This is a genomic window from Pedobacter psychrodurus (genome assembly GCF_032678585.1).
GTDB lineage: Bacteria > Bacteroidota > Bacteroidia > Sphingobacteriales > Sphingobacteriaceae > Pedobacter > Pedobacter psychrodurus_A.
Window position 1 is genome coordinate 46126 of the sequence record NZ_JAVTSN010000040.1, and the last position, 22373, is coordinate 68498.

General features: G+C 41.1%; 18 protein-coding genes. 15 read left to right on the plus strand and 3 right to left on the minus strand.

What is annotated here, in order from left to right; genetic code table 11:
* Nucleotides 1-163: 163 nt before the first annotated feature.
* Nucleotides 164-754, minus strand: a complete 591-nt coding sequence (locus tag R2S57_RS22640; RefSeq protein ID WP_316847224.1) for a hypothetical protein — start codon at nt 752-754, stop codon at nt 164-166.
* 295 nt (nt 755-1049) lie between these two features.
* On the opposite strand from R2S57_RS22640, the gene R2S57_RS22645 reads away from it, so the two are divergent.
* Nucleotides 1050-1442: a hypothetical protein gene (locus R2S57_RS22645; RefSeq protein ID WP_316847225.1), complete on the plus strand. Its 393-nt coding sequence runs from the start codon at nt 1050-1052 to the stop codon at nt 1440-1442.
* A 45-nt stretch (nt 1443-1487) separates the two neighbouring features.
* Here R2S57_RS22645 and R2S57_RS22650 read toward each other — a convergent pair whose 3' ends face one another.
* On the minus strand, nt 1488-1886 hold the full coding sequence (locus tag R2S57_RS22650) for a hypothetical protein (RefSeq protein ID WP_316847226.1): 399 nt from the start codon (nt 1884-1886) through the stop codon (nt 1488-1490).
* A 425-nt stretch (nt 1887-2311) separates the two neighbouring features.
* Between R2S57_RS22650 and R2S57_RS22655 the strand changes: the two genes are divergently transcribed.
* The 9 genes from R2S57_RS22655 to R2S57_RS22695 all read left to right on the plus strand — a co-directional run bounded on the left by R2S57_RS22655 (nt 2312) and on the right by R2S57_RS22695 (nt 12663).
* Entirely contained in the window at nt 2312-3217 is a 906-nt protein-coding gene (locus R2S57_RS22655) for a hypothetical protein (protein WP_316847227.1), read from the plus strand.
* 149 nt (nt 3218-3366) lie between these two features.
* The gene (locus R2S57_RS22660; protein ID WP_316847228.1) at nt 3367-3978 is read left to right on the plus strand and encodes a TetR/AcrR family transcriptional regulator; all 612 of its coding nucleotides are present in this window, start codon (nt 3367-3369) and stop codon (nt 3976-3978) included.
* Nucleotides 3979-4022: 44 nt separating this feature from the next.
* Nucleotides 4023-4241 carry a hypothetical protein gene (locus R2S57_RS22665; RefSeq protein WP_316847229.1) on the plus strand — a complete coding sequence of 73 codons (219 nt, stop codon included), beginning with the start codon at nt 4023-4025 and terminating at the stop codon, nt 4239-4241.
* A gap of 7 nt (nt 4242-4248) precedes the next feature.
* Nucleotides 4249-5529: an MFS transporter gene (locus R2S57_RS22670; RefSeq protein ID WP_316847230.1), complete on the plus strand. Its 1281-nt coding sequence runs from the start codon at nt 4249-4251 to the stop codon at nt 5527-5529.
* A 247-nt stretch (nt 5530-5776) separates the two neighbouring features.
* The gene (locus R2S57_RS22675; protein ID WP_055907279.1) at nt 5777-5956 is read left to right on the plus strand and encodes a histone H1; all 180 of its coding nucleotides are present in this window, start codon (nt 5777-5779) and stop codon (nt 5954-5956) included.
* Nucleotides 5957-6181: 225 nt separating this feature from the next.
* Nucleotides 6182-8935 carry a glycoside hydrolase family 2 protein gene (locus R2S57_RS22680; protein ID WP_316847231.1) on the plus strand — a complete coding sequence of 918 codons (2754 nt, stop codon included), beginning with the start codon at nt 6182-6184 and terminating at the stop codon, nt 8933-8935.
* Between the two features lie 21 nt (nt 8936-8956).
* Entirely contained in the window at nt 8957-10204 is a 1248-nt protein-coding gene (locus R2S57_RS22685; RefSeq protein WP_316847232.1) for a PQQ-dependent sugar dehydrogenase, read from the plus strand.
* A gap of 189 nt (nt 10205-10393) precedes the next feature.
* Nucleotides 10394-11491: an acyltransferase gene (locus R2S57_RS22690; RefSeq protein ID WP_316847233.1), complete on the plus strand. Its 1098-nt coding sequence runs from the start codon at nt 10394-10396 to the stop codon at nt 11489-11491.
* Complete coding sequence (locus R2S57_RS22695) at nt 11488-12663, plus strand: DUF4185 domain-containing protein (RefSeq protein WP_316847234.1); 1176 nt, start codon at nt 11488-11490, stop codon at nt 12661-12663. The genes R2S57_RS22690 and R2S57_RS22695 overlap by 4 nt, the downstream gene beginning before the upstream one ends.
* 501 nt (nt 12664-13164) lie before the next feature.
* Here the strand turns inward: R2S57_RS22695 and R2S57_RS22700 are convergent.
* Entirely contained in the window at nt 13165-13395 is a 231-nt protein-coding gene (locus R2S57_RS22700; protein ID WP_316847235.1) for a hypothetical protein, read from the minus strand.
* A 377-nt stretch (nt 13396-13772) separates the two neighbouring features.
* On the opposite strand from R2S57_RS22700, the gene R2S57_RS22705 reads away from it, so the two are divergent.
* The 5 genes from R2S57_RS22705 to R2S57_RS22725 all read left to right on the plus strand — a co-directional run bounded on the left by R2S57_RS22705 (nt 13773) and on the right by R2S57_RS22725 (nt 22230).
* Nucleotides 13773-14090 (plus strand): DUF6660 family protein, encoded by a 318-nt coding sequence (locus tag R2S57_RS22705; RefSeq protein ID WP_316847236.1) that lies wholly within the window; start codon nt 13773-13775, stop codon nt 14088-14090.
* A 109-nt stretch (nt 14091-14199) separates the two neighbouring features.
* Entirely contained in the window at nt 14200-18576 is a 4377-nt protein-coding gene (locus R2S57_RS22710) for a CusA/CzcA family heavy metal efflux RND transporter (RefSeq protein ID WP_316847237.1), read from the plus strand.
* 12 nt (nt 18577-18588) lie between these two features.
* On the plus strand, nt 18589-19755 hold the full coding sequence (locus tag R2S57_RS22715; RefSeq protein WP_316847238.1) for an efflux RND transporter periplasmic adaptor subunit: 1167 nt from the start codon (nt 18589-18591) through the stop codon (nt 19753-19755).
* Between the two features lie 674 nt (nt 19756-20429).
* A complete protein-coding gene (locus tag R2S57_RS22720) occupies nt 20430-21137 on the plus strand; it encodes an RNA ligase family protein (RefSeq protein WP_316847239.1) in 708 nt (235 codons plus the stop codon).
* Nucleotides 21109-22230, plus strand: coding sequence for an AAA family ATPase (locus R2S57_RS22725; RefSeq protein WP_316847240.1), 1122 nt, complete (start codon nt 21109-21111; stop codon nt 22228-22230). Before R2S57_RS22720 ends, R2S57_RS22725 begins: the two co-directional genes overlap by 29 nt.
* Nucleotides 22231-22373 lie beyond the last annotated feature (143 nt).

Sequence of the window (22373 nt, forward strand, 5' to 3'; positions counted from 1 at the left end):
TCTGAAAGAACTGCACACTATGATGTATACCGATTTTCTGTACTTGGTGTATATAGGTTACAGATACATAAAAAAAGCCATCTACAATATTGTAATATGGCTGGAAGTAAAGGTAGATTGATTTGAGATCAATTGTACCTGAAGTTTAGGGAATGTAAATGAACTATTTGTTCAACTGTACTAATGATTGAACTGTTATAATTCCTGAGATTTTGTCAACGTTCGGTAATCGCATTTTGGCGATATTATTCTCTACGTTTAAAGAAGGATTATTGGTTTTTGCAAGTGCGGCAATATCTCTGGTCGTAGTAGATAACATTTTTAGCGACAACAAAAATAAACGCTCATTTTGGAAATCCACATCAGATTTTTCGCTATAGCTATATTGAACACTATCTAATAAAACCAACTTTTCGGTAATTTGAACCAATGCTTCATCCGATAGGTTTAAGCCCTGTATTCCGATAACGCGGTTATTTTTTACATAATAATCAAGGCCATTAAAAGTAATAATGGTTAAATTATTCCTGTTTATAATATATTCGGCTTTAGGTAATTTAGCGTTCTTACGGTTTTTGTTAAACTCATTTCTTTGGGAAGCTAATCTTTCGATCATATCGTTTCCATTTAATTTTTCAATATTCTCAAAAACAGTTGCCAGCTTGTTTTGGTTTTGGGCCAATACCGGGATTGATATTGAAGATATTGAGGCGATTAAAAGAAATAAAAAAGAGGTTGATTTGGCAATTTTCATGTTACAAAGATAGCGCTTAAAAACCTGCTTTTAAAATTTTTGTAGTTTTAATATTACAGTTTTAAGCTGTTTTTGGAATTTTCATGATGATAAAAATCAACATTTTGGATAATTCACTGTTTTTTACCATACAAAGCAAGTTGAGGGTAGCATTTTTAGGAAGAAAACTGATTTGATAACCGGAATTTTATTTGGAGTTAATAGTTGTGGGATAGCTTTATTTTATTACCATTAAACCTGATCAGCTGAAAAATTATTTTAATATATTTATACTTAAACTGTTCAAACCAAAAAAATGAAATATTTAAGTTTTTTGATCCTGATAATGTCCTTGATGTCGTGCAAGAAAGATGATTCGGTAAAGCCTGCCGATCAGCTTATTGGCAAATGGGAATTAGTCTCTTCTTCTGGTGGGATAGCTGGTATTACCATTAATTATCCGGCAGGCAGCGGCAATACCGTAGAATTTAATGGATCATCATATAAAGAGATAAGGGACAATAAGCTTACGAGGGCAGGAGCATATACAACAAAAAAGCAAATGAGCATGCTTTTGCAAGAAGAAGGAGACGGATTGGTTTATGAAGGTAATGAACAAAGGTACTTTTTCAGTATTTCGGGTAGTGAACTTTCGATATATCACGACGCCAACGATGGTTTTAATAATCGATATCAAAGGATAAATTAAGCATTATTCCATGTATTGGAACATTGAATAATACTTAAAAATTTATTAAGAGGCGTAAATCAGTTTTTTTGCTTTAGTAAGCTTGAAAACCTTTTTATAAGTGAGTTCCAGGTCGTCTTTTTTCCAGCTGTAATTGCCTTTTTTACCTGTTCTGGTTAAAACCTGACCTTCTTTGTAGCCTTTTAAAAATACCTCTGCTTTTTTATAGTCGGTACTAAAAATAACAGCAGCCATAAAGTTTGCAGTTTTGCTGCTATCAACTTCTTTCAGCTTAATTTTTTGTGCAAACACCTGGATACAGTTATTCTTTATAGCAGAATAAGTGTAACCTGCAGATCCTATGCAGCCGTGTTTGTCGCGGTCGTTGCCCACAACTACCTGCGAATAAACAATTGTTGTAAATAGGATCAAAACGGTGCTGAGCAATAGTGATTTTCTATTCATTTTTTAGAGGTTAATTTATAAATCCTTACTCTGGAGGCTTTTCAGGAAACGCCAATAATTAATTAATTATCTGAATAAAAATAACAATAAATATCGATGTATGCTAGCTATTCTATTTTGTATCCGGCCTTCAAAAAAAGATTTTTTTGGCTCATCGCCCATGTTAAATATCCTGTTTTTAACACAACGTTAATATCAGGTTTATATAGCAGCCTTACTTTTGTGATGTAAAATATTTGGTTAGTATTATACAGGTTTAGTTAGTTGATAAGAAAAGGCTGCAATGGATATTGCAGCCTTTTTAATTATAAGGCTGATTAAAATTTCCAGATATTCGTGGCAAACAAAAAGAGCTGATTAACGTTACATTCTGAAATGAAAAAACGTAATCCGAATTTCATCTCAAATTTAAAACCAGATCTTTTATGAAAAACATTTCTTTATTATTGCTCTCTGTGATATTCTTATCGCTCTTTTCGCTCTCTTGTTATGCACAAAATCCGATTTCTTTAAACCCAGTACCCATAAAAATCGAAAAAAAGGCAGATTATGCTAAAGTACAGCCTTATTATCAGCTCGATTTTAGCGCGGCACTGTGTTTGTTCGAAGTTAGGGTTAACGATGTTCTTGTGTTTACCCTTAATTTGGAAGGGCAGGCTTCTTCAATGATTCCGATCAATTCGGCTATTCTACAAAGTGGTAAACAAGAAATTTCAATCAAAGTGCTGCCACTGGCTGGTCAAAAAGTATTAAATCCTAACGCTCAGTTCAAATACAATATCAAAGTTTTCGATGCCGCTAAAGACCTTAACTTTAAAGAGCAGCTTCCTGGAGAATATGCGATTGTAAAGGTAGACCCTGCCAAAAAGCAAACATCGCTCAGCCAAACAACCTCTTTTAATGCAGAGGTGCCTTATACTATTAATGCTTACCAAACGGGAACCGATTTAAAAGCGGTAAGTGGATTAAAAGAAAAATTAACCGCTGCCTATCAAAAACTAGGAGAGCTGATTGCAAAAGGGGATTTGGAACAGCTAAAAAAATTAATCGCCAATAGAGAAAGTGTAGCCGCTGTAACGATGTATCTGAGTAAAGAAGAATCGGATGACCGAATGAAAGGGATGCTAAGCGACTTAAAAACGGGTTTTAAATTAATGCCTATTCCAGCTAATGCAATGGTTAAGGTTTTTGGCAACAATAAAATAGCTGCTTTGGTTACACCGCAGGGTGGTTCGGTGATCAGGCTCAAAAATGAGAAGGAGCAAGAAGAAATGGAACTCGAATTTACCTTTTACATCCCAACAGGTAAGACTGAATTGGAAATTATATAAAAAAATATTTGCGTTATTGTAGGCCTTACTGTTGAAAAATGGTAAGGCCTGTTTATTTTACAACGGCTTAAACATCGTATTTTAAAAATATCTGAGCATTTATTTGTTTATAAATGAATATTCATTTAGTTTTGTCACGTAATTAGATTATGAGGACAAGAGATATCAATAAAGAGCAGCTGGTAAAACAAAAGGCCATCGAAACCATTGTAAAATATGGCTTGGAGGGTTTTACAATAAACAAGCTGGCGAAAGCCTGTGGCATATCAGTTGGTACACCCTATGTTTATTATAAAGATAAAGACGATCTGATTGTTAAAATCGTGATGGAAGAGGGGGCAAGGATGGAAGAGGCGATGCTCCGTAATTTTGATCCGGAGGCTTCGCTTGAAGATGGTTTACGCATCCAATGGCAAAACCGCTTTGATTACATGATCGAAAACCCCTTACTCGGACAGTTTTTTGATCAGATTAACAGTTCTACTTACCACGAGCAGTTTTTACAACTGTTTAATGGTGAAGTTGGCGGTTTGATGAGCAAGTTTAAACAAGATATCACGGCCTTTCTCAACAATGTAGTAAAACGCGGAGAAATGGACGAGATGCCTTTTGAAGTTTATTGGTCGGTGGCCTATTCGCCATTATATTCTCTGTTGCGTTTTCACCAACGGGGGCAAAGCGTTGGAGGTAAACCCTTTAAGATTACCGACGAGATACTCTGGGCCGCGTTCGACCGTGTTATTAAAGCTTTAAAAAATTAAAGCTTTTTTTTAAAGCTTATTATTAAATAATTATTCATTTAAGAATGGAAAATTTTGATCACATATTATTATTTAAAACCAATCTGGAAGCTGCCGATCATATTCAGCTAAAAGAAATTTTTAACAAAGAGGGTATAGCGGAGTGGAACGTTGATCTGGATGATGAAGACCGGGTGCTTCGCATTATATCTACCAGGATAAACCATGCCTTCGTAATACAATTAATTACCGCTTCCGGCTTCGAATGCTGTAGGCTAACTTAAAATAGAAATGAAAAACAAACAACAAGATATCATCCCATTTACACGATACCAAAAGATCGTGATCTTTATTCTGGCCATGACCCAGTTTACCGTTATACTAGATTTTATGATCATGTCGCCATTGGGTGATATGTTAATGAAATCGCTTGATCTTAAACCTGCAGCTTTCGGTGTAGCCGTATCAGCCTATGCTTTTAGTGCAGGTATATCTGGATTGCTTACCGCTGGTTTTGCCGATAAGTTTGACCGTAAAAAACTATTGATCTTTTTTTACTCTGGATTTATTCTAGGCACCGTTCTATGCGGTTTGGCCGACACCTATCCGCTGTTATTGGCAGCACGGATTATTACAGGATTATTTGGTGGCGTGATCGGATCGATCTCCATGGCCATTATTGCCGATCTTTTTGCCTTGCAACAGCGTGGCCGCGTAATGGGCTTTGTGCAATTGGGCTTCGGCGCCAGTCAGGTATTGGGCATACCCATTGGGATTTACGTGGCTAATGCCTGGGGCTGGGAATCGCCTTTTTTAATGACGGCCGGACTGGCATTTATTATCGCGATTGTAATCGCGACTCAGTTGAAACCCGTTACCCAGCACCTTTTGGTACAACACGATCAATCGGCACTCAAGCACTTATGGCACACCGTTGCCAAGCGTGATTACCGTATCGGTTTTGCGGCAACTGCTGTTTTATCGATAGGAGGTTTCATGATGATGCCTTTTGGTAGTGCATTTGCCGTTAACAACCTGGGGATTACGAATGCAGAACTGCCAGTGCTGTTTATGACCTCGGGAATAAGCTCATTGGTAATTATGCCGCTCATTGGCAGGTTGAGTGATAAGGTAAGTAAGTTTAAACTTTTCACAGTAGCTACCATTTGGTTAATGATCATCTGTATACTGTACACCAATTTATCTACAACACCTTTTTATCTGGTATTGACCTTTAACGTGCTGATGATGATGGGCATGCTTAGCCGGATGGTGCCTTCGAGCGCATTAACCAGTGCAGTGCCTGATATGGCCGACCGTGGTGCCTTTATGAGTATCAATGCTTCGTTGCAGCAAATTGCGGGCGGTGTGGCCGCTGCTGTTGCAGGAATGATTGTGGTGCAAAAAAACAAATTCAGTCCGCTTGAACATTATAATATTGTGGGCTATGTAGTGGTCGGTGTATCGGCATTGAGTATCTTTTTACTTTATCGGGTAAGCCAGATTATTGCTAAAAAATATACAGATAAACCGCCCGTGCAGGAGGAAATCGTGCTGAGTGAAGGGATTTAAGCATTAATTTACGGTAATTTTTTTTTGACATGGTTTGATTTTCGTGCAGTGCAGAATCTGTTTAACTAGTAGAAGATCAGGCGATATGATTTGGTGCGTGGCTATCAAAAGTGTTAAAAGAAAATGATTAATGCTTGTGGATGCCTCTTTGTGAATAAAATTATTAGTTTTGCGGTCCGTTTATTGTAGATCGGAAAGAACATATTTAATTATGGATGGTCTATCATCCTATTAGAAAGAAAACATTATGGACAAATTTAAAGAAGTACAAGATCTGATTTCTTCAGTTGAAGCAGATGTAACCAAGTTTTATGATGGTGGTAACGCAGCTGCTGGTACACGTGTACGTAAAGCAATGCAAGACCTTAAAGTTTTAGCTCAGGATATCAGAGCTGAAGTAACAGAAAAAAAGAATAGCGCGAAATAATAAATTTATTGCGTTTTGGGAAAACAAAGCCTCTAGCATTAGCTGGGGGCTTTTTGTTTTATATACAAAACTGGGCGTGATGAAATTTAAAAGCCCGCGATTGTATTAAAGTAGTTAGCTAGTTCAACCTAAACACAAATTCCATTATCTTGTAAACGCAAAATTTAACGGCTTAATCAAGCTGTTAAATCTAAAAATTTTGCTAACGCTAATTCCAGATAGATCATGATTAAAAGATTACTTTCCTTGTTTTTATTGTTGTTTTCGTATCCTGCTTTTTCGCAGGAAACCATCAGAACCTATCTTTCGGGGACAGATAAAGACCATACCAAACAATGGGATTTTTATTGTACAGATGGGCGCAAGAGTGGCGTGTGGAATAAAATCCCGGTACCCTCTAATTGGGAGTTGCAGGGTTTTGGAAGTTATAATTACGGGCATGATAACAATAAGGCAAAGGAGCAGGGGATTTACCGTTACGAATTTCCAACAGGCAAGGTTACCGGGAAAAAGGTATTTCTTGTTTTTGAGGGCGCTATGACCGATACCAAAGTTATGGTGAATGGCAAACTTGCCGGAGACGTACATCAGGGTGGTTTTTATCGTTTCAAATATGATATTACAGCATTGTTAAAACCAACAGGTAAAAATTTGCTGGAAGTTACAGTAGATAAAATGTCGGCCAATGCATCGATCAACAATGCCGAAAGGAAAAGTGATTTTTGGGTTTTCGGTGGCATTTTCAGACCTGTTTACCTCGAAACCGTTCCCGACAAATTTATCGAAAGGGTAGCGGTTAACGCCAAAGCCGATGGTTCTTTCCAGCTCGATGTGTATGGCCAGAACTTAAATGCAAACGATTTGATCGAAGCCCAGGTAAAGAAATTAAATGGCGAAAATGTAGGCAAAGCCTTTTCGGTGAAAGCAAACCTCACCGATGGCATGTTAAGCCTGAAATCGAATTTCGCACATCCTGCATTGTGGAGTTCAGAATTTCCGAATTTATACCAGGTGGTGGTACGTGTGAAAAATAAACAGCAAACCCTTCATCAGGTAAAGCAAAAATTTGGTTTCCGTACGCTCGAAGTACGCAACGGAGATGGCTTTTATGTAAATGGCGTTAAAATACTGCTTAAAGGGGTGAACCGCCACAGTTTCTGGCCTGAAACAGGACGTACGTTAAGCAAAGCGGTGCATTTGATGGATGTAAAGCTGATGAAAGAAATGAATATGAATGCGGTTCGCATGTCGCATTATCCACCTGATGCCGAATTTTTGGATGTTTGCGATTCATTGGGTTTATATGTAATCAACGAACTTACAGGCTGGCAGGCCAAATACGACAATACCGTTGGACATCGATTGGTAAAAGAATTGGTAATTAGAGATGTGAACCATCCTTCAATCATTTTTTGGGCAAATGGCAACGAGGGCGGTTTTAATACCGATCTCGATAACGATTATGCCATGTACGATCCACAAAAGCGTACGGTGATCCATCCATGGGAGAAGTTTAACGGAACCGATACCAAACATTATCCCGATTATAATTATATGGTGAAGGCTGCTGCCTCGGGTAAGGAAGTTTTCTTCCCAACCGAGTTTATGCATGCCCTTTACGATGGTGGCGCCGGTGCTGCCTTAGATGATTTCTGGAACCAGATGCTGATCCATCCGCATGGTGGTGGTGGCTTTATCTGGGCCCTGGTAGATGAAAATGTAATCAGAACCGACAAAAACGGCATTTACGATGGTGATGGAAACCATGCGCCTGATGGAATTGTAGGGCCTCACCGCGAAAAGGAAGGTAGTTTTTATGCCATAAAAGAAATATGGTCGCCGGTTTTTGTCGATCTGCCAAAAATCGAAGAGCACTTTAATGGTAAAATTCCCATCGCCAACAGGTTCAGTTTTACCAGTTTGAATCAATGTACTTTTAAATGGAAGCTGGTTAATTTTCCTGCTGCAAAGGATGCAGGAACAAAAGCGGTACTGAATGCAAGCGGATCTGCCGTATCAAATCTTAAACCTGGTACAAAAGGAAGCCTTGATCTGACATTGCCAAAATCATGGGCACAGTGTGATGCCTTATATTTAACTGCTTACGGACCTGATCAAAGGGAAATATTTACCTGGAGCTGGCCGATTAAAACCGCTCAGTTAACTGCCCAAAAACAGGCAACTTCCTCATCCGGTTCGCCAATAACAGCTGAAGAAAAGGATCAGTTACTTTTGGTTAAACAAGATGGCAATAGCTATTATTTCGATAAAACAACAGGTTATATTTCGAAAGTAGTAAAACCAAATGCGACTATTTCGCTTTCTAAAGGCCCTTTATTGGCTGGTGTAAATACCACATTGAAAAATTTCACCTTTAAGGCCGATGGGCAGAAATATACTGTAGAATCGGATTATGAAGGTACAGGTAGTTTGCATGCCAAATGGACATTCGAACCGGGGAAACTGGTTAAACTCGAATATCAGTTCAACCAGCAGGGCGATGCCGATTTTATGGGTATTACTTTTGATTATCCGGAAGAGAAAATCACCGGAATAAAATACCTCGGCCGCGGACCATACCGTGTTTGGAAAAACAGGTTAAAAGGGTCGCAATTTGGCGTTTGGCAAAAAGATTATAACAATACCATCACGGGTGAAACCTGGGGTTATCCTGAATTTAAAGGTTATCACGCCGAAGTAAACTGGGTGGTGGTCGAAAATAAGGAAGCGCCGTTTACGGTTTATACTCCCGATCAGGACACTTACCTGCAAATATACCGCCCTGCACGGGAGGCCGCTGCATTAAGCAACAACAATGTAGAACCCGCTTTCCCCGACGGAAGCATCGGTTTCTTAAAGGGCATAAGTGCTATTGGTACCAAGTTTCAGTCGGCTTCGGTAATGGGCCCGCAAAGCCAGAAAAACAAAACAGATGGCCAAACCTTTAGCGGTACCTTACTTTTCGATTTTATCCATTAAACACAGCAATTAAAACCCATAATGAAAAAAATATCATCCCATAATACTGTTTCCAGATTATTTTCGATGCGCACTACTGGTATACTCTCCATAATGCTGACTGTATCCATTTCTGCAATAGCACAAAAGAAAACTGCAAATAAAAAGGCAGAAATTCCGGCAATCTCGGTTGGTGTACAGGTATATGCTTCGCATATACAGGCACCTACGGCTATCGTTTTCCCAGACAATGATCAGGCCTGGATTACCGAACAGGCGGGCAAAATCAGGGTTGTACAACAGGGAAAATTGTTGGAAGAACCTTTAATCGATCTGAAAGATAAACTGGTTAAACTCAATAATGGTTACGAAGAACGCGGTCTGCTTGGCATTGCATTACACCCGGCATTTAAAACGAACAAAAAAGTATACCTCTATTACGATATCCCCTCGGTTCAGAAATCTAACCATACCGGTGTGCTGGCGGAATATACATTGGCAGAAAGTGGAAATAAAATAGATAGGGCAAGTGAGCGCATCATTTTAACCATAGAAGAACCCGATGGAAACCACAATGGCGGCTGTTTACAGTTTGGCCCTGATGGTTTCCTGTATGTTTCTTTTGGAGATGGTGGTGGCCAGGGAGATGAACATGGTAAAATTGGCAACGGACAGGATATGAACACCTGGCATGGTAAAATATTGAGGATCGATATCAACACCGGATCGGGTTATAAAGTACCTACAGACAATCCATTTGTTGGTAAAACCGATGTTAAGCCCGAAATATGGGCCTATGGTTTCAGAAATCCATGGCGTTTTTCTTTTGATAAAGTCTCCGGACGGTTATTTGCAGGTGATGTTGGCCAATCTACCTGGGAAGAAGTGGATATCGTAAAAAAAGGTGGCAATTATGGCTGGCGCTTAATGGAGGGCACACATTGTTATAATCCTGATAAAGGTTGCGAAATTAAAGAAATGATTGCACCCACAGCCGAGTACCACCATAGCGAAGGGGTTTCGGTAACCGGTGGTTATGTGTATAATGGCAGCAAAAATCCAGAGATCAAAGGCAAATATATTTTTGCCGATTGGACCGGAAAGGGTTATTATCTTAAACAGGCTGGAAGCAAATGGACAAGGGGTAAATTATCATTCGCAAATATTGCCGATAACGCTAAAATAACTGCTTTCGGCGAAGATCCATCGGGCGAGCTGTATGTGTTAACCAATACCGATACTGGTCCGGAAAATAAAAACGGTACAATTTACCGAATTATTAAAAATTAAATTAAGCTTTTGTAAAGTTTAAAGAACTGGCTCAACTGTTCTGTATAGACCAGTAAAAGATTGAGACAAAACGTAGAAAGGTTGATCTGTAGCGGTAGCGTTAAACCAGATTTCTTATGTTTCTTTGCCATCCCCATCAAAACCATTGGCTTTTGATGGGGAACAAATGAGCCAGTTTAACACAACCAAATGAATACCTTACAAACCGATCAAATGCTGCCAAAAACCAAACAGCATTTTAAAATCCTCGATGGATTGAGGGGAATTGCTGCAATTTCTGTCGTCATTTTCCACTTTATGGAATTTGCCGTTCCCGATTATAAAGATAATTTTATTGCACACAGCTACCTTGCGGTCGACTTCTTTTTCTGCCTCTCTGGTTTTGTAATTGCCTACGCTTACGATAGCAAGGTAGAAAGTATGGGTGTTGTCCGCTTTATCCAGTCAAGGCTGATCCGTTTGCACCCGCTTGTAATTATCGGTGCGCTATTGGGGCTGATCACTTTTATATTCGATCCATTCAGCAACCTTTATCAGGGCTACGGCCTGGGTAAAACTTTGCTGATGTTCCTGTCGGCAGCTTTGTTGATTCCGTATCCGCTGGTTCACGAGCGCTATTTTAACCTCTTCCACCTTAACCCGCCAACCTGGTCGCTGTTTTGGGAGTATGTTGCAAATATTTTCTATGTTTTTGTGCTCTATAAAGTCAAAAATCAACTGTTATGGGTATTGATGATAATTGCGGCCCTTTTGCTGGGTTATGAAGCGTTTCATGTAGGCAATCTTGCCGTGGGCTGGGGTGGCGATAATTTTTTCGGAGGCGGTGCAAGGATTTTCTATTCCTTTTTAGCAGGAATGATCGTTTACCGGTCGAATTGGATCATCAAATCAGGGATTGGCTTTTTGCTGATGGGGATATTGTTGTTTGTCGTTTTCCTGATCCCCTTTAACGATAAAATGAATTGGATCACAGATGCTGTTACGGTAATCTTTTATTTTCCATTTTTGATTGCGCTGGGTGCTGGAGCAACTTTGACTGTAGGCTACGATAAAATCTGTAAGTTTTTTGGAGACATCTCTTACCCGTTATATATGGTTCATTATCCTTTTTTATGGATTTTCCTCAGTTATGTTGAAACTAAAAAGCCACCTATGAATGAGATGGTGGTAGTTATGATTATTTCTTTATTTTTATTGATCGGATTGGCTTATCTCATCATGATCTTTTTAGATCAGCCCATCCGTAAATATTTTACTAATAGGTTAAAGAAATTATCCCACAAATGAAAAATCTTATCTCCATCGGTTTGTTTAGCGTTGTAATGTCGCTCACCTCAAATCTACAGGCTCAAAGTCTTGATAACATCAGCTTTAAAGTTACTGCTGCTCCCGAATGGAGCAATCTTTTTATCAGAACTGATGGTTGGTTTGGTGGCGATGGTATTTACAGCATCCCACTGAATGGAAAAGAATCATCGCCCCCAAAAGCAAAAAAGACTTTGCTGATTTTTAGTGACAGCATGATCGGCAAGGTTAGCGATGGCAAGATGCAGAAAGGCGCGAAAATGATCCACAATTCTGTCGCCATTTTAGATGGAAATGCGCCCGACCCGAACAAAATTAAATTCAGCTGGAAAACGATTAAAAAAGAACCTGAATCTATATTTTCGCCCAAAACACCATTAACCGGTCCGAGCGATTATTACTGGCTTGGTGATGGTTTTGTAAACCAGGAATTGAACAATTCGACATTTATTTTTGGTTATCGTGTTAAAACAACTGAAGGTGGTGCTTTTGGTTTTGCCGAGGTGGGCAATACATTGATCAAAATTAAGGCGAACGAGCCTGTGCCATATCTCAACTATGAACAAAAAGATACGCCATTTTATATTGAAGAGAAGAGTGGGGAAATGGGATCGTTTGGTGCAGGGATATATGTAAATACAAAAGCTGCGGGTCAGTTAAATCCGGATGGCTATATTTATGTATATGGTACGCTGGGTAAAACCAAAAAACTCCTGGTGGCCAGGGTTGTACCTGCAGCATTCGAAAATTATAACAAATGGACTTTTTGGGACGGGTCAGACTGGCAATCTGATATCAAAAAATCGGCAGCATTAACCGATCAGGTTTCTAATGAGCTTAGTGTTTCTCAACTGCCTGATGGCAGGTATGCGCTGATTTTTCAAGAAGGTGGTATTGGAAGGCACATCTGTATGCAATTGGGGAAAACGCCTTATGGTCCCTTTGGTAAAGTATTTAAACTGTGGGATACCTCGGAGGCGATTGAACTGAAATCCTTTTTTACTTACAATGCAAAAGCGCATCCAAGTCTTTCGAAACCAGGAGAGTTGTTGATTAGTTATAATGTAAATTCGTTCGACTTTTTAAAAGACCTGGAAAACCATCCACATCTTTATCGGCCTAGGTTTATTAAGGTTAAGTTTGAGGGGATGTAAAATGGAGGATGGATTTGTAGAGGTGCTAAAGCTTTAACGTCCTGAGCGTAGTCGAAGGGGCTCCTTCCATCATATGCGAGGCCGGATGGCATGGAGCAGAGAATTTTCTCTTATGCTGTCATCCTGAGTGAGCGAAGGATCTCTGTGTAATTGACCACTACCTTAGTTTAGCCACCTTCCAGTTCTTGCCTAACGCGCTGTCTTGCCTCGGCTCGCCGCCGCCGAAGGGGCTCTTACCTTTTTCTTGATAAAAAGGTAACCAAAAATCAAGGCTTGGATCTGATGTCGGATAAATTCGTCAAAGCTTTTTTGGTCGCCAGCACAAGCCCCCGATGAAGAATCGGGGAAAGCGTGCTGCCTCCGGGTAGTGGTAGGTTGAAAGGAGGTGCTAAAGCTTTAACGCTTTCTCCTTCCATCATATCCGATGCCGGATAGCATGGAGGATATCGCATGCGGCATATTGTAGGGTGCGGTAAGTCTTCTCTTTTAGTCCTTTCCCTTTCAGGGGAAAGGTGCCGATAGGCGAATAGGGGTTAAGTGATGGAAGATGTAAAATGGATGATGGAATAATACGCCCAGCTCTGTGCCCTCTGCGCCTTTTTCCTTTGTGTTCTTTGTGGTTAAAAGAGTAAGCGTATCTACACGGTCGCAGTAAGTAGTTCTGAGCGTGCGTTCGATAGTTCTGAGCGTGCGTTCGATAGTTCTGAGCGTGCAGTCGATAGTTCTGAGCATGCGTTCGATAGTTCTGAGCGTGCGTTTGATAGTTCTGGGCGTGCAGTCGATAGTTCTGAGCGTGCGTTCGATAGTTCTGAGCGTGCAGTCGATAGTTCTGAACCCGCAGTAGATAGTTCTGAACTCGCAGTAAGCAGTTCTGAAGTCGCAGTAGATAGTTCTGAACTCGCAGTAAGCAGTTCTGAAGTCGCAGTAGACAGTTCTGAACTCGCAGTAAGCAGTTCTGAACTCGCAGTAGATAGTTCTGAAGTCGCAGTAAGAAGTTCTGAAGTCGCAGTAGATAGTTCTGAACTCGCAGTAGGTAGTTCTGAACTCGCAGTTGACGCTCTCCGCCCTCCGCTTTTCCCTTTGCGCAATATTCACTACATTTGCTGGCAATGAAATACTTTGTACTTCTATTTTCCATTTATCTGATCCTTCTGGGCGTTACGCCTTGCCAGGACAAGGAAGATATGGCTACAAGTGTTCAGTTCGAAACGGTTGTGCATCGGGATGCCGCTAAAGGCGAACATGCCGGAGGCGAAATGTGTCCGCCGTTCTGTAGCTGTGCCTGCTGTTCAGTGGCCCAGCATTTTCCCTTAGAAAAAACTACTGTTGTTATCGTTCCTGTTTTTCAGCAATCTTATCCAGGTTTTTACTGTTCTGATCTAAAAAAACAGCCTTTTGATGTTTGGCAACCGCCAAAACTCGTTTAATCAATAATTTCTAAATGGCTTTGGCCATAAATTTTAGCATGTACTATACCAGATTGAGGTCTTTTATATAGGCTATCCTGCTATTTCTTAATTTTTGATTATTCCAATAATGCTGAACAAAATAATACAGTTCTCCATCAGGCAGAAATTGCTGGTGGGGATTATGATGCTGGCACTGATTGCCTGGGGGATTTATTCCTTAAGGCAGCTGCCCATTGATGCACTTCCCGATATTACCAATAACCAGGTACAAATTATTACGAATTCGCCCAGCAATGGTGCCGAAGATATCGAAAGGTTTGTAACCTATCCGGTAGAACAAACCATGGCCACTATTCCCGGGATAGAAGAAATCCGTTCCTTTAGCCGGTTCGGGCTTTCGGTAGTTACCGTGGTTTTTAAAGAAAACGTAGAGATTTACTGGGCACGCCAACAGGTAAGCGAACGGCTTGCCGAAGTAGAGCGGGCCATCCCCAAAGGGATAGGAACACCCGAAGTGGCTCCTTTAACCACTGGTTTGGGCGAAATTTATCAATATGTAATCCACCCTAAAAAGGGCTATGAGAAAAAATATGATGCCACCGAACTCCGTACCATTCAGGATTGGATTGTACGCCGTCAGCTTTTAGGGGTAGAGGGCATTGCCGATGTAAGCAGTTTTGGCGGATACCTGAAACAGTATGAGATTGCGCTCAATCCCGATAAACTCAGGAGCATGGATATTTCGATCAGCGATATATTTACCGCACTCGAAAAAAACAACCAGAATACCGGAGGTGCCTATATCGATAAGAAACCGAATGCCTATTTCATCAGGAGCGAAGGTTTGATCAATAGCATCGAGGATATTGAAAATATCGTGGTGCGGACGAATGATAATAGCATTCCGGTATTGATCCGCAATGTGGCTGAGGTTCGGATCGGTGCGGCAACCCGTTATGGCGCCATGACCAGGAACGACCAGGGTGAAGTGGTAGGGGCTGTGGTGATGATGCTTAAAGGTGCCAATTCATCAAAAGTAATTGCCAATGTTAAAACCCGGATGGAGCAGATTTCTAAAAACCTGCCCGAAGGTGTAGTGATCGAACCTTTTCTTGACCGTACCAAACTGGTGAACAGTGCGATAGGAACGGTGGCCAAAAATCTGGCTGAGGGCGCATTGATTGTGATTTTTGTGCTGGTATTGCTACTCGGAAACTTCCGCGCCGGACTGATTGTTGCCTCAGTAATTCCGCTGGCCATGTTATTTGCGGTATGTTTAATGAACCTCTTTGGGGTAAGCGGCAACCTGATGAGCCTTGGAGCCATCGATTTCGGATTGATTGTAGATGGCGCGGTAATCATTGTAGAAGCATCGCTGCACCACTTAGGCATCCGCAAAAATAAAAACCGCTTAAACCAACAGGAAATGGATGCAGAGATTTTCGAATCGGCTTCCAAAATCCGTAATAGTGCCGCTTTTGGCGAAATTATTATCCTGATTGTTTATCTCCCAATTCTTGCACTTGTAGGCATTGAAGGAAAAATGTTCAGGCCAATGGCACAAACCGTCGCTTTTGCCATTCTTGGGGCCTTTATCTTATCGTTAACCTATGTGCCGATGATGAGTGCCTTGTTTTTAAATAAAACGATCAGTACCAAAAGAAATATCTCCGATAAAATCATGTCCTTTTTCCAAAGGGTGTATACGCCGATGCTTAATTTTGCGCTGCGGGCCCGACTGGCGGTTGTGGGTATTGCCTTGGCGTTGTTTGCCATTTGTTTGGTCATTTTCAGTTATCTCGGCGCTGAGTTTATCCCCACCTTAGAAGAAGGCGATTTTGCGGTAGAAACCAGGGTATTAACCGGAAGCAGCTTATCACAAACCATCGAGGCTTCTACACGTGCAGCAAAAGTACTAAAAGCCAATTTTTCGGAGGTGAAAGAAGTTATCGGTAAAATCGGTTCGGGTGAAATCCCTACCGATCCCATGCCTGTTGAAGCTTGCGACCTGATGATTATCCTGAAAGATAAAAGTGATTGGACGAGTGCTTCCTCAAGGGATGAACTCGCAACAAAAATGCAGCAAAAGTTAGAGCAGTATATTCCAGGGGTAACCTTTGGTTTTCAACAGCCGATCCAGATGCGTTTTAACGAGCTGATGACAGGGGCAAGGCAGGATGTGGTGATTAAAGTGTATGGAGAAGATTTTGCCAAATTGGGTAGTTACGCGTCAAAAATCGGTGCCATTGCCAGTAAAATAGAAGGTGCGCAGGATGTGTATGTAGAACAGGCCTCTGGACTGCCACAGGTGATTATCAAATTTCACAGGGATAAAATTGCACAGTTTGGTCTTAATATCGAAGATGTGAATACCGCAATCCGCTCGGGTTTTGCCGGCGAAGTAGCAGGTTTAGTGTTTGAAGGTGAAAAACGTTTTGATATGGTGGTGCGTCTTGAAAAAGAAAACAGGCAATCGCTGGAAGATGTGAAAAATCTTTTTGTAACGGCACCGAACGGTAACCAGATCCCTTTAGAACAGCTGGCTGACATCCAATATAAGGAAGGACCGAACCAGATCCAGCGTGATGATGCCAAAAGGCGGATTACGGTTGGTTTTAACGTTAGGGGAAGGGATGTAGAAAGCATTGTAAAAGAAATTCAGCAGAAAATAGATAACAATATCAAATTCGAACCAGGTTATTATCCAAGCTTTGGCGGAACTTTTGAAAATCTCCAGGCGGCAAATAAAAGGCTTAGCATCGCTGTTCCGTTGGCATTGTTGCTCATTTTACTCTTGCTCTACTTAACCTTCTCATCTATTAAACATGCACTGTTAATTTTTACGGCTATCCCATTATCAGCCATTGGTGGGGTATTGGCCTTATGGGCCAGGGGGATGCCTTTTAGTATTTCTGCAGGTATTGGTTTTATTGCGCTCTTTGGCGTAGCCGTACTGAATGGAATTGTATTGATCAGCGAATTTAACCGCTTAAAAAAAGAAGGCATGAAAGATATTATCGAAATTATAAAAACAGGAACCTCGGTCAGGTTACGTCCGGTAATTATGACCGCATTGGTAGCCTCGCTTGGCTTTTTGCCGATGGCGATCTCGGGCGGGAGCGGAGCCGAAGTACAACGTCCATTGGCAACAGTGGTTATAGGCGGCTTGCTTTCTGCTACTTTACTTACCCTTTTGGTACTGCCGGTATTGTACATCTGGGTAGAAAAAATGGGAAGGAAAAAAAATAATCCTGCACCGGTAATAAGTGTACTTGTTTTAATGCTATCTGTTTATGCTGTTCCATCGGCGAAGGCACAAACCACTGGATTAACCTTAAATCAGGCCATCTCCTCTGCATTGGAGCGCAACAAGGCAGTAAGTAGTGCAAACCTGAGTGTGGGTTTACAGGAGCAGTTGAAAAAAACCGCTTTCGAAATGCCCAAAACAGAGGTTTCGATGCTTTATGGACAGTACAATAGCCTGGTGAAGAACGACAACAACTTTACCATTACCCAAAACATTCCTTTCCCTACGCTTTTCTCGGCAAACGCCGCATTGGGCGATGAAAGGATTAAAGCAAGCCGGTTTCAGGTGGCCTCAACAAAAAACGAACTGGTCTATCAGGTGAAAACGGTTTATACCAATCTGCAATACCTGTATTCGAAAGAAAACCTATTGTTGCAACAGGATAGTATTTATAAGGGTTTTGTTAAATCAGCCTCACTAAAATATAAAACCGGCGAAGGCAATCTTTTGGAAAAAGTAGCAGCCGAAACCCAGTTGAAGGAAGTGCAAAGCCAACTGGAGCAGAATAATGCAGACCTCGAAATTTACAAGAATCAGCTGGCCACACTCCTGGGTGATGCAAACTCAGGCATTGCAGAAAAATACCTGAAAGAGAACAATAATCTTCCTTTAACAGATAGCAGCTCGGTTAAGGAAAACCCTATATTGGCATACTTTAAACAACAGATTGTAATTGCCGATAAACAGCGAAAGGTAGAATTGGCAAAGGCACTTCCGGATATTACCCTCGGTTATTTTAACCAATCGCTTACCGGTTTTCAGAATGTGAATGGTACTGAAGTTTTTTTCGGTCAAAACAAACGTTTTCAAGGTTTTCAGGTTGGTGTAGCTGTTCCTTTGTTTTATAAATCGTATTCGGCAAAGGCAAAAGCAGCAGCGATAAGTAGAGATATGGCTACCGTAGACCTCGATCTGCAGGAACGCAGGTTATCTGGCCAGTATCAGCAGGTGCTGCAGGAATACCTTAAAAACAAACAGCGTTATGGTTATTTTCAAACTTCAGCACTTGGTAATGCGGCATTGATTTTAAAGAACAGCCGGATTGCCTATCAGAATGGTGAGATCGGATATTCAGAATATCTGCTCAACCTGAAACAGGTAAATACCATTTACGAGAGTAACCTGATGGCTTTGTTACAGGTTAATCAAAGCATTAACCACATCGAATTCCTGATCGGAAACCCAAAATCATTTTAAAAAAGAACACATATGAAATCCATATATCAATATTTAGTCCTGATTACTGTTACGGTTTACCTCACAGCTTGTGGTAGTCCAAAAGAAGAAAAAGCAGTAGAGGTAGAAAAAGAAGCCGTTCACGAAAAGAGTGATATCGTTACTTTAACCCCCGAACAGCATAAACTTGCCGAAATTACCCTCGGAGAAATGGAGCTTAAAGAATTAAGCGGAACAACCAAGGTAAACGGCATGCTCGACCTTCCACCGCAGAGTTTGGTTTCTATTTCTACACCACTGGAAGGTATTGTGAAAAGTACCGATATGTTGCAAGGAATGCGGGTGAAAAAAGGTGCGTTGGTTGCGGTAATGCAAAATCCTGAATTTATCCAGATGCAACAGGATTATCTGGATTACAAAAGTCAGTTGCAGTTTTTAAAACAGGAACTCGACCGTCAGGAAGAACTAGCCAAAGAAAATGTAAATTCAAAAAAAGCACTACAAAAAGCCAGGAGCGAATATCAGAGTGTGAGTGCACGATTGCTTGGTCAAAGGTCTAAACTATCGTTGATTAACATTAGTTTTGCCGCGCTCGAAAAAGGCCAGATCCTTAAAACCTTTAACCTTTATGCACCTATGGCGGGTTACGTAACACAGGTAAACACGAATATTGGTGCTTTTGCCAGTACAACAGATCTACTCTTTAAAATCGCCGATACCGAGCATTTACATGCAGAGCTTACCGTGTTCGAAAAGGATGTACCCAAACTTAAAATCGGACAAAAAGTACGTTTTACTTTGGCAAACGAAGAAAAAGAACGCATGGCTACCGTACACCTTATTGGCAGGGAAATCAGTAAAGAACGTACGGTGCAGGTGCATTGCCATTTGGATAAAGAAGATACGCAACTGCTGCCTGGCATGTACCTGAAAGCCTATGTAGAAAGCGGGACAAACAAAGTTGAAGCCCTGCCTGATGCGGCTATTGTAGAATTTGAAGGCAAAAAATATGTCTTTATCGAACAATCTGCTTCAAAATTGGCTTACCGCTACCGCATGATGGAAGTAAAAACAGAGGTTGCCGAAAATGGTTATACCCAGGTTTCATTTGCTGAAGCGGTGGCAAAACCAAAAGTAGTGGTAAAAGGTGCTTATGATCTGTTGAGTAAGGTGAAAAATGAAGAAGAGGAGGAGCATTAGGTTATTGGTTCATTAGTCATTGGTTCATTAGTCATTGGTTCATTGGTCATTGGTCATTGGTCATTGGTTCATTGGTCATTGGTCATTGGTCATTGGTTCATTGGTCATTGGTCATTGGTCATTGGTTCATTGGTCATTGGTTCATTAGTCATTCGTTCATTGGTCATTGGTTCATTGGTTCATTGGTCATTGGTCCATTGGTCATTGGTCATTGGTCATTGGTCATTGGTCATTGGTCATTGGTCATTGGTTCATTGGTCCATTGGTCATTGGTCATTGGTTCATTGGTCATTAGTTTGGGTCGGTTAATCGGTTAATTGTTTTAATCGGTTAATCGACCCCAAATGCTTATAATGCTATCGCCTTTTAACCACAGGAGCACGCGGAGAAAATGGCACAGAGAACGCAGAGCGGTTCATTAGCTAATTTTTAAATTGCTTAATCGGCTGCGGACTCCAGACTTCCGACTGCGGACTCTGGGCTATCGCCACTCCAAGCTCCGAACTCCAAGCTCCAAACTTAATGCAGACTTCCGACTATTTTCCCTACATTTGCATCAGTATTAACGTTTTATCTATTTGAGTCATGTAATTTCATTTCAACATCAATGTTAAATGACCTTTCCCGTCCGGGGAGGGAGTAATTACTTTATATTTTATTTTACTGATTACAATATGGCTATTTCACAAAAATATGGTCGTACTTATCATTATCCTTTTTCGCCGGGTACAACCAGCGACGACCGGATACAGCACGACTATTGGGAAAAAATACAACAGATCCCAACACTTATACATACCGAAAAATTAGATGGGGAGAATAACTGCCTATCTAAATATGGCGTTTTTGCCCGATCGCATGCGGCGCCCACAACATCACCATGGACGGAAGATCTTAGGCGGTTTTGGCAGATGATCAGAAATGATCTGGGTGATTTGGAATTCTTTCTGGAAAACCTGTATGCTATCCATTCGATCGAATACAATACATTGGGGCATCATTACCATGTATTTGGTATCCGCGAAAATGAACGTTGGTTAAGTTGGGAAGAAACACAATTTTATGCAGGGTTAATCGATTTGCCAACTGTGCCTGTCGTCAAAATTGAACAGACACCGGCAGATCAGAAAAAGTTTGAAAAGGAAATGTTGGATCTGGTAACGGGTTCGGGTGCATTTGATCCCTTTGATGTGCACGATAAAAGCAAAACCACCATGGAAGGCATTGTTAGTCGCAATGCTGATGGTTACGCGGTAGATGCTTTTGCGCAAAACGTATTTAAATACGTCAGAAAAGGGCATGTTAAAACAGATGAACACTGGACCAGAAACTGGAAACGTGCAACATTAATAAATGAAGGAGGTAAACATGTGGACCTTTAGCGAAAACAAACAATGGAATGATCTTGAAGATCGTTTTGATTGGGTAAAAAGAATGAAGGAAGTTCAGCAAGATCCGCGCTACCATGCCGAAGGGGATGTAGCTGTACATACCCAAATGGTTCTGGCTGCGCTCGAAAGTGAATTGGCTTTTAAGCAATTATCACTGCAAAACCAGGAGGTTTTGTGGGCAGCTGCCTTGTTGCACGATGTGGAGAAATACAGTACCACTGTTTTCGAAAACGATGGTAGTATTACCTCGAACGGGCATGCCCGTAAGGGTGCGCAGTTTGCACGGCAATTGCTTTATTTAGGTGGCAATACTCCCTTTCAAATCCGTGAACAGATTGTGGGTCTGGTGAGGTATCATGGTCTGCCCATTTGGTTGTTCGAAAAACCTGATCCATTAAAAGCTTTAATAAAAGCAAGTATGGAGGTGAATACCGAATGGCTGGCCTTGCTGGCGAGGGCCGATATGTTGGGGCGCGTTTGTAGCGATCAGGAAGACATGTTGTACCGGATTGATTGTTTCGAAGAATTCTGCAAGGAGCATAAATGCTGGGGCAATGCACGTGCTTTCGGATCGGAAGATGCAAAAGTGTATTATGTGCAGCATGACGATGCATACCCTGATTATATCCCCTTCGAAAAACCGATGGCTGAAGTGGTTTTAATGAGTGGTTTGCCTGGGGCAGGAAAAGATACCTTTATACGGCATACTTACAAAGATTGGCCGATTATCTCTTTGGATGCCATACGTGTTAAAAACGGGGTTTCGCCTACGGATAAAAAAGGCAACGGACAGGTAATACAGGAAGCAAAAGAGCAAGCCAGGGTATATTTACGCAAACAGCAATCATTTGTGTGGAACGCCACCAATACCACCAGTCAAATGCGGATGCAGTTGATCGAACTGTTCAGTTCGTACAGGGCAAAGGTTCGGATCGAATATATTGAAGTGCCATACCAAAATCTGCACAGTCAGAACAAAAACCGGGAGGCCATAGTGCCGATGGCAGTTTTAGATAGGTTGGTGTATAAACTTGAAGTGCCAACACAATGGGAAGCGCAGGAGGTGCTGTATCATGTGAAGTAGATTTTAGTATCTTTTTAATGAGGATGCTGAGATCAGGATTTCAATGTGTAAAGCGAATTGGAGGGCGATTTTATCGCCCTTTTCTTTTTACGAATAAAGATGAGCGGTGTTTTTTATCGTTAAAACGTTGAAGCATTAGGATC